Genomic DNA, 8,618 nt, shown 5'->3' on the forward strand with positions numbered 1-8,618 from the left:
TTTTTATCTGTGAGATTCTGTGGAATCTGTGAGAAATCCATTGTAAACTCTTATAGAATAGCTATGCTTTTTTTTTCAGCCTGAATAACACCTCCAAATACTGCTCCGTCACATAATCCCAATTGTATTTTTGGGTTAAGCCTGAGCGGGCTGTCTTTTGCAAATCGTCCATTTTTTCAGGCGCTGATTCCGCCTTTTCCACGACGTCTTTTACAGATTGCGCCTTCTTCTCAAAATACCACCCATGCTTTCCATTTTGCAGCATCTCCTGGTTGAATGGAGTATTCAAGGCCAAAATCGCACATCCATAGCCCATTGCCTTCAGCATAGCCGGATTGGTTCCCCCATATTCATGCCCATGGAAATAGGCAAAGCAATGAGAATACAAGGATGCCAACTCCTCTGGATCGGTCACATAACCCGTAAATAGCAACCTCGGATCCTGAATGTTTTTCAGCCGATTGGCCCATTCATCAGCAAAAGGAACGTCCCCTACAACCACCAATTTTCTTTCAGAATTTGACTTCAAAAATCCTTCGATAATCAAATCCGCATTGTTGTCCGGCACGAGCCTGCCTACAATCAAAAAGTAGCTTCTGCTCTCCAGATTCCATTTTTCCAGTGGTTCGGGCCCCACATGTTCTCTTGGATTGGCCCCATAGGCAATGACTTGGGAGTCTTTTTGGAAAAGCTCCAGATACACCCGCCGCATCTCCTCCGAATCATTGATGAGCTGATCATAGAATTTGGTCGCCATTTTTGAAGCCCAGAAAAAATACTTCGCGCCAAAGCCTTTCCATTTCGGCCTGAGCCATTCCAGTCCATCCACATTGATAGCGGTGGGTTTCCGGAAGATTCTGGAAATAACCCCAAAAGGACCATTTCCCGAATTCACTACAAAAATCACATCCACATCCGAAAAGCAGGCGTGAAGCATGGAGAAAAAGGTATGGGTGAGCTGGGTCAGACTTTTGGACTCGATCGCTGGTGTATAGATGCATTCTATGCCATTGACAAACCTTGGTCTTTCTTTGAATAAGGCCCGGTGATTGTACACTCGGACGTGCACTCCCTTTTGTACCAAGCGCTCTCCAAGTTCTTTGATCATCGTATCGTATCCCCCGTATACGTAGGGATAGCCTTTGGCACCCATGATGGCTACTTTCAGTTTCTTTTCAGGTGCTGCCATAGGTGCTTGATGATTTTTTGTTCGAAGGACTCCAGGCTGAAGGACTCTAAGACTCTTTTTCTCCCGGACTCTCCCAGGGTTTTTCTAAGCGAGGGGTTGTCAATCAATTGGGAAATAGCCTCAGTTCCAGCACTTATATCATGGATTGGAATCAGGAATCCCGTTTCCCCTTCCAAAACCATCTCAGAGGCTCCCCCTGATTTTGTTGCTATTACAGGTTTCCCGGCAGCCATTGCCTCCAAAATCACCGTGGGAAATGAATCCGGCAGAACTGAAGGCAGGACAAAAATGTCCAGCGAAGCCATCACATCAGGAATATCTCTGCGAAAACCCAAATAGCAGACTTTGGTTTCCAGTTTCCTGCTTCTGATCTTTTCTGTTATTTCTTCCAAAATATATTCGTAACCCGGAAATGGGTCGCCTACAAGAACAAAGTGGGCCTTGGGATATTTTTTGGCCACCTTTTCAGCCATTTCCAAGAAGAAAAGCTGTCCTTTTCCGGGGTTGATTCGACCGATCATTCCGATCATTTGGGTGTCCGGACTAAGCTTCAGTTCAGATTTTAATGATCCTTCTGCTTCCAAAAATGCGTCATAGGGAATTCCGTTGGGGATTACCTGCACTTGTGCTTTATGGAGCTCAGTCTGCCAATGGTCGGCAACGGCTTGGGAGACTGCGATGGGGTGAGTGGTACTGCTGTCCAGCATTTTGGCCAAAAGCTTGACCAAAGGAGCCGGTCCCGGAAGGATCTCGTGGATATGCCAAATGTGGGGAAGATGATTTCGCTTGGCCCAAATAGAGCCTATGACCACCGCCAAGGTATTGGAATAAACCAGTTCAAAGGAATATTTCCGGTGAAGCTGGTTCAGGAAGCGATAGGCTTTCAGATTCTTTTGGACCCGGTTAAAAATGCCTCCCGGATTGACATATTTTCTTCTCAGAATCCCCAGGTTTTGGACATAAACAGGAATATCCATTGCCTGCAAGTCGGACTGAATCGGACCTTCGTTGGTGAGGACCACGACTGGAGCTAGTCCCTGATTTTGGTAAAAACGGAGGACCTGCAGGATGATTTTTCCTGACCCATAGCCCTCAGAGCTGCTTTGCAAAAAAAGGATATGTCGGGTTTTAGCCATTCTTTTTCCCATAAATTCCCAAAATTCCGGATTTTCCAAAAAGAACAGAAAGGGCTTCCAAGCCTGTAGCAAAAGGTAAAAGCAACCCAATTCCCAAGATTAAGCCAAGTGTTTTTTCACGTTTGAGCCGAAAGATGAGATTTTCCTTAAAACCTAAACGGCTCATCAGTGCCTGAAGCATCCCCAAGATGCCGAGATGTACGGAAAAACCCCGCTGAGCGATGGGAGAAACCCCTATTTTTTGGAGTTCTTTTTCAAGGCTTTTGGAATTCCAATGAGTCAAATGCTTGGGAATATCCCAATGCATCCAATTTGCTCCACCAATTTTTGCCTGCCATGAATCAGCTCTGGGAACTTCTAAGTAGAGAATTCCGTCTACCGCCAGGTTTTGCTGAACCAACTCCTTCAAAAGACTCATGGGCTCAGGAAGGTGCTCAAGCACATGGTTGAGTGTGATCAAATCAAAGTTTCCGGATTCGATTTTTCCTTGAGAATAAAAGGAAGTCAAAACTTGGACTCTATAGTTTTCCTGAGCAAATCGGGCTCTCTCAGGCTCTGTTTCTATCCCCAAACCCTTCCAGCCCAAGTCTTTGGCTACTTTCAGGAATTGTCCTTTTCCCGAACCAAAGTCCAAAAGTTTTTTTCTCTCAGGAACTAGCTTGTATGCTTTGCGAAGCACTTTTCGGGCTTCGGAGAAGATGATTTTTTCAAAAATGGAGGCTCGGTTATCCACCACGGCATAGACCTCATCCCGGTACAATTCCTCCCATTGAAGATCCTCCGGAATAAAGGTCCACTGAATCCCACATCGGGGACAATCGCAAAGAAAATGAGGAGCTGGAGAAAAAGTAGGGGCAGTGTGACAGACCGGACAGGATACTTGCCGCATGGATCAGGGAGCGGGTTTCAAAATAAGCTCGTAGAAAGCCTCGATAAATTTTTTGGAAGAAAAGTCCTTGGAGCGGGCCTTCCCTAGATGGATAAGCTGTTCTCTCAAGTCATTTTCAGTCTCCAAAAGTATCATTTTTTCGGTCAAATCTTCGGAATTTCCGGTTTGAAAAGAAAGTCCTGCACCATGAGCCACTTCGAGAAGAGCAGGCTGGTCTGAGTGGATTACGGGTACACCAAAGCCCATAGACTCGAGGATGGGAATGCCAAATCCTTCATTTTGGGAAGGAAAAATATAGGCGAAAGCCCCGTTGTACAAGGATTTGACCTGACCGTCGGTAAGGTATCCCGGAAGCAGGACCTGATCTTGAAGCTGTAGCTTGTCCACCAATTGTTGAACTACCGGAAAATCATTCATCTGTTTACTCTGTCCAGGTCCACCGGCAAGGACGAGTTTTTTGGGAGATTGGGTTTTTTTAAGATAGGCGGCATAGGACTCCACCAGAAGAGGCAGATTCTTTCGCTTATCGAAGGTTCCGATGTGGAGAAAATAATCCTGGATGTTCAAACCTAATTTTCCCTGAAACTTTTGATCCAAGGCCGCTGTCATCCCCTTGGGAGCCTGATAGATCACTTCGATGGGGAGGGAATCTCCCAAATGTTCCAAAAGGGAGGTTTTGGAATATCGGGTAGTCGTGATGAGTGTGGTATCCTCTTTTAGGCCTTTTTTGATCAGGTTGAGGAAGTATTTTCGCCACCATTTGGGGTAGTTTTCCGGCATTTGCCAGAAAAAGGCATCGTGGATCACGGTCATTCTTCGGCAGGGAAGGGAGGCTGCGGGTGAGACAAAGTCCGGACAAATCAAAACATCCGGTTTGTATTTTTTCACCATATCCGGCAGCTGAAACTCCTTCCATCGGAAGTAATCCAAGTGATAGTTCAGCTTTTGAATTTTGGATGTGAGGTCTTTGTAAGTCTGATCCTCCGCCTGTTTGTCGGGTTCATGGGTAAAAATCCACTCAATCTCCGGATGGGGGTATTTCCTTGCCGCTTTTGCCAGTTCCACCATATAGGTTTTGATCCCGGTGCTGGCGACGTTAAGATATTGAAGATCGAGAAGGACTTTCAAAAGGCGGGCTGTTTTGAATGGATAAAGCTTCCGAAAAAACGGATCGGGTAATGCTTAAAGTTAGGAATAAAAATATCATCCCGGCAATTTTCCCATTTGGGTGGGTAAAGGATCAGGAAGGTGATTTTTGATCAGGGTGAGTTATAACCTGATGAATATAACTCATTTTTTCTATATTTATGAGGTATAAAAGTAAATTTATACCTCATGACTTGGAATTGGGAATCAAAAAAATGGCCAAAATTCACCTATAATTTAGAATCAGTTGAGTCCAAACTGAATGACTTTTATTTTCATTCTGGAAAACTATTGGGTGTAAGCCAATTAATTTCAAAGGAGAGTAACCAAAATTTGAGACTTGAAATAATTACCGATGAGGCCTTAAAAACCTCTGAAATCGAGGGGGAATATTTTAATCGAGAAAGCGTTCAGTCCTCTATTCAGAAACAATTTGGACTGAAAGCGACTTCCCGGAGACCCAGTGCTGCCGAATATGGAATAGCCGAGATGATGGTGGACTTATACCAATCTTCGCAGGTACCCCTAAACCACGACAAGTTATTCAGCTGGCATCGAATGCTGACCAATGGAAGAAGGGATTTGGATGATATTGGCCGGTATAGAACGAGTCCCGAATCGATGCAGGTCGTATCAGGTCCTTTGGGAAAAGAGCGGGTCCACTTTGAAGGACCTCCTTCTGATCGAGTTTATTCGGAAATGGAGCGATTTTTAGAATGGTACAATACCGAGTCTAGAAAGCTCCATCCGGTAGTTCAGGCAGGGATTGCACATCTGTATTTTGTTTGCATCCACCCATTTGAAGATGGAAATGGTCGAATCGGTCGTGCCATTGCTGAGAAAATACTTTCTGAGAGACTAGGACAGCCTAGTTTGATCGCTCTTTCTTATACCGTAGAGAAGTATAAAAGACAATACTACGAGGCTTTGGAAAGGAACAATAAATCAATGGAAATCACGGATTGGTTGGAATATTTCTCAGAAACCATCCTGTTGGCAATCCAACGGAGTTTGAATCTAGCAAGCTTTATCCTAGCCAAAACCAGATTTTATGACAAGTTTCAGCAGGTCATGAATGAACGTCAAAACAAAGTTTGTGAGCGAATATTCAAAGAAGGGCCTGATGGGTTTCAAGGCGGGCTTAGCTTGAGTAACTATCTGAGTATCACAAAAACCAGTAGAGCTACGGCGACAAGAGATCTGATAGCCTTGGTTAATTTGGGAGCTTTTCGAAAAACAGGGGAGTTGAAAGGAACCCGTTATTTTTTGAATTTGGAAGACTTGATTGCTAAAGAATGAATGGAAGGGAGTTAAAATATGCAACTACACGCTTATCCTGGGCCGAAAAAGCCTTTTTTGAAAAATGGAATTTCTGAAAAACCTTAAATTCATAAACCAAGAAAAATGGCTCAACAATCGGTGTATATTTATACTATTACTACACAATCATAGGGCTCAAAGGATTACAGTAACTGAGCCAAATGATCGATGGCTCAAACAGAAAATTGAAGAAAATGAATATCCCAGCAAGAGCGAATTGATCAAAGGAGAAAAAAGCGGTCTTTCCACCAAGACCATGGCTGAAATCCTTGAGGAGGCAATAAAACGGGGCAAGTAGGAAATATGACTTTTAACCTAGGAATTCAGGCGAAGAAGCACTTAATTAATGAAATCAATCAAAATCAGCGCTATTGAAAAGAAAAACCCCTTCGCCCATAGTGGAAATACACGAAATTAATCGGGAGGAGTGGCGTTTATAGGGATGTTAGCGGCAACCCTAAAGAAACTCCTCAATCTTGTGGGTATCTAATCCAGTATAGGTGTGTATCAGTTTTCGTAAAGACAATCCACAACTTTCAGCCATTTTCATACGGTCTTCAATACTCATTCCATCATACTCTTGGTTATCATACATTTTATCCATTAATGCCGTTTGAAAAATTATTGTAGCATTCATAAAATCACGTTTGGAATAATTAGGCTTATTCTTATTTCCTTTTGCATCAGCATTTTGATTTAATAAATCATTTGCGATTTCTTCTAATTCTTTTTTGTAACTTCTCATTCTATTTTGATTTGTGAAGAAGGGCAGCCGCTAACAAGTGCTATACAATATGGCGGCTGACGTACTTCGGTTTAACATTTTTACTTAATTCAACTTTGGTACTTCGTATTGAGCTTTCGTGCTGAAAATCCGCCACATCGTATAGCACCGATACGTTGGCGTTCAGCTTAAAAAACACAAATGCATACAAGAAGCAAATTGATAATTGGAATTGCATTGACTTTCTTCCTCTTGGTCAACACAAGGGACTTATGGACAGATGACCTTAGCTTCTATGCGATGGTTTTTTCTATTATTCTGTTTCTGACATTTATCGGGCTAACAATTATTTTGGTTATACAGCTCTTTTATGCAGTTAAAGAACGATTTAAAAAAAGAGAAAGAAATTTGACGGCTAGTGTTTTAGTCTTAGTTCTCATCTTGACAGTTTTCATGCCATTTGGAATTGTGAATTTTAAGAAATTTGAAAGTAAGGACATTTTAGTGGCTCAGAGAGAAGGTGTAGCAAATTGTACGGTTACTCTCAAACTTAAAGAAAACAACGAATTTACCTTTAGCAACATCTGCTTTGGCACATCGATGACTAAGGGAGAATTTACAATAGGTGGAGATACGATTTATTTTCATGATACCAGATTGGGAAGGAATATTGAAAAGTTTTACGAATTTGGCATTCAAGAAAATGAAAATAGAATAATGCTTTTTTCAAATAAGCAAGACACTGTAGGGTTGCAGTTAAGAATCATAGGAAGCAAGTTGACATACGAAACATATGATGACTGACGAAACTTATAATTTCATCTTAGGACTATTACTAATGGCTCTTGGAGTCCTCATTTTGATTTTTAAATCACGGAATCCATTAAAGAAAGATGAAAACGAATTTGGAAAAGCAGCACACTATCAGATAATTATTCTAGGAATATTTTTAATATTGATTGGAATAATAATGATATAACGAATTGAAAAGCCGAAACGCCAACATTGACTAAGAGCAAGTGGGCGGAAAGTGCCAAATTGAAAGTGTTTACCTTTTATAAACATTGGTCGTGGCAGACAGTGAATCGGGTTTTAATGCCCACCCGCTCTTAGCCTTGACCGTTAGCAGCAATAATATTACGACAGCTTGTAAAATGAAATCACCTGACGACATAGAAGCAAATATCCTACTTAGGAACAATATACCTTTGGACGATTTTTTGGGACTATCTGCAACAGAAATTCACCATTTATTATACGACACATTTAGCGAAAAGTCTCCTGTTCAATTGTATAACAACATTGACGACAAAACACTTGACCAAATTCCACTTTTTAGGATTGTGGAAGAATATCTAAAAATTATTCAGCGTGAGAAGCAAATTAAGTTAACACCACTCGGAGCTTTGCCTAAAAAAGTAATGGTTGAACTGTATGACAGAAGATTTTTACTTGACGAACATATAGAAAGAGGTATAACAAAACTTTGGAAAGAAGACGACTGTATTGCAATTAAGACGGCAAGATTGACGGCTGAAATTGCTGGACTTGTAAGAAAAGTAAATAATAAGCTCACTTTGACAAAGACAACGACCAAACTATTTGAGAAAAGCAACCGTTTGCAAATTTTCAGACAATTTTTCCAAGCGTTTACAGACAAGTTCCTTTGGAGTTTTAATGACGGTTATCCTGAGCAACCAATTGGACAACTTGGCTGGGCTTTTTCGGTAATTATGCTTGACAAATTTGGACACCAACCACAAACGGTAGGCTTTTATGCAGATAAATATTTAAGAGCTTTTCCAAAGTTCATTGCTTTTTTTCAGCCAGATTACTCAACACCTGAACGACAGTTTTTTAGATGTTATGGTGTTCGCACTTTTGACAGATTTTTGCTTTGGTTTGGTTTAGTGACAGTTGACAAGCAAAAAACATTTTTAGATATAGATACTGATAAGTTTAAACGAACTGAAGTAATGAAAAACATTTTCAAAATTGACGACAAATAACAATAGACAAAGATAGAATTACTGCTGCTAACAGCGGTAACCGTTGCACAACTCCTCTTTCAACCTTCTGATTTTTCCGCATTGGGTTTTCTTCAGTAATGGAAAGTTTCTAATAGGCTGGGATTAGCGATGCAACGATCTCCGGATTTTTTGTGAGGGTATCCAGCTGGAATCCCATTCCCGATAAATGGGTGAAAAATGAGCT

The 8,618-nt window shown here is 41.5% G+C and carries 9 protein-coding genes; 4 read left to right on the forward strand and 5 right to left on the reverse strand.

All coding sequences use genetic code 11. From position 1 onward, the window contains the following. Positions 1-61: 61 nt before the first annotated feature. Genes AAA943_RS14135 through AAA943_RS14150 form a run of 4 tightly spaced genes read right to left on the reverse strand, consistent with a single transcriptional unit; the run spans position 62 to position 4,342 of the window. Positions 62-1,189 carry a glycosyltransferase gene (locus AAA943_RS14135; protein ID WP_338224909.1) on the reverse strand — a complete coding sequence of 376 codons (1,128 nt, stop codon included), beginning with the start codon at positions 1,187-1,189 and terminating at the stop codon, positions 62-64. Beyond that, entirely contained in the window at positions 1,165-2,325 is a 1,161-nt protein-coding gene (locus tag AAA943_RS14140; RefSeq protein WP_338224910.1) for a glycosyltransferase family 4 protein, read from the reverse strand. The genes AAA943_RS14135 and AAA943_RS14140 overlap by 25 nt, the downstream gene beginning before the upstream one ends. Continuing rightward, a complete protein-coding gene (locus AAA943_RS14145; RefSeq protein WP_338224911.1) occupies positions 2,318-3,214 on the reverse strand; it encodes a class I SAM-dependent methyltransferase in 897 nt (298 codons plus the stop codon). The genes AAA943_RS14140 and AAA943_RS14145 overlap by 8 nt, the downstream gene beginning before the upstream one ends. 3 nt (positions 3,215-3,217) lie before the next feature. Next, positions 3,218-4,342, reverse strand: a complete 1,125-nt coding sequence (locus tag AAA943_RS14150) for a glycosyltransferase family 4 protein (protein WP_338224912.1) — start codon at positions 4,340-4,342, stop codon at positions 3,218-3,220. Between the two features lie 207 nt (positions 4,343-4,549). Here AAA943_RS14150 and AAA943_RS14155 point away from each other — a divergent pair, with 207 nt between their 5' ends. Together AAA943_RS14155 and AAA943_RS14160 are read left to right on the forward strand one after the other, a co-directional pair. Further along, on the forward strand, positions 4,550-5,659 hold the full coding sequence (locus tag AAA943_RS14155) for a Fic family protein (RefSeq protein WP_338224913.1): 1,110 nt from the start codon (positions 4,550-4,552) through the stop codon (positions 5,657-5,659). 64 nt (positions 5,660-5,723) lie between these two features. Next, entirely contained in the window at positions 5,724-5,978 is a 255-nt protein-coding gene (locus AAA943_RS14160) for a hypothetical protein (RefSeq protein ID WP_338224914.1), read from the forward strand. Between the two features lie 159 nt (positions 5,979-6,137). On the opposite strand, the gene AAA943_RS14165 is transcribed toward AAA943_RS14160, so the two are convergent. Continuing rightward, positions 6,138-6,425, reverse strand: a complete 288-nt coding sequence (locus AAA943_RS14165; RefSeq protein ID WP_338224915.1) for a hypothetical protein — start codon at positions 6,423-6,425, stop codon at positions 6,138-6,140. Between the two features lie 180 nt (positions 6,426-6,605). On the opposite strand from AAA943_RS14165, the gene AAA943_RS14170 reads away from it, so the two are divergent. Together AAA943_RS14170 and AAA943_RS14175 are read left to right on the forward strand one after the other, a co-directional pair. Beyond that, the gene (locus AAA943_RS14170) at positions 6,606-7,208 is read left to right on the forward strand and encodes a hypothetical protein (protein WP_338224916.1); all 603 of its coding nucleotides are present in this window, start codon (positions 6,606-6,608) and stop codon (positions 7,206-7,208) included. Between the two features lie 266 nt (positions 7,209-7,474). Continuing rightward, positions 7,475-8,413 carry a hypothetical protein gene (locus AAA943_RS14175; RefSeq protein ID WP_338224917.1) on the forward strand — a complete coding sequence of 313 codons (939 nt, stop codon included), beginning with the start codon at positions 7,475-7,477 and terminating at the stop codon, positions 8,411-8,413. Positions 8,414-8,618: the final 205 nt, after the last annotated feature.

The sequence above is a fragment of the Algoriphagus confluentis genome (assembly GCF_036245625.1).
GTDB lineage: Bacteria > Bacteroidota > Bacteroidia > Cytophagales > Cyclobacteriaceae > Algoriphagus > Algoriphagus confluentis.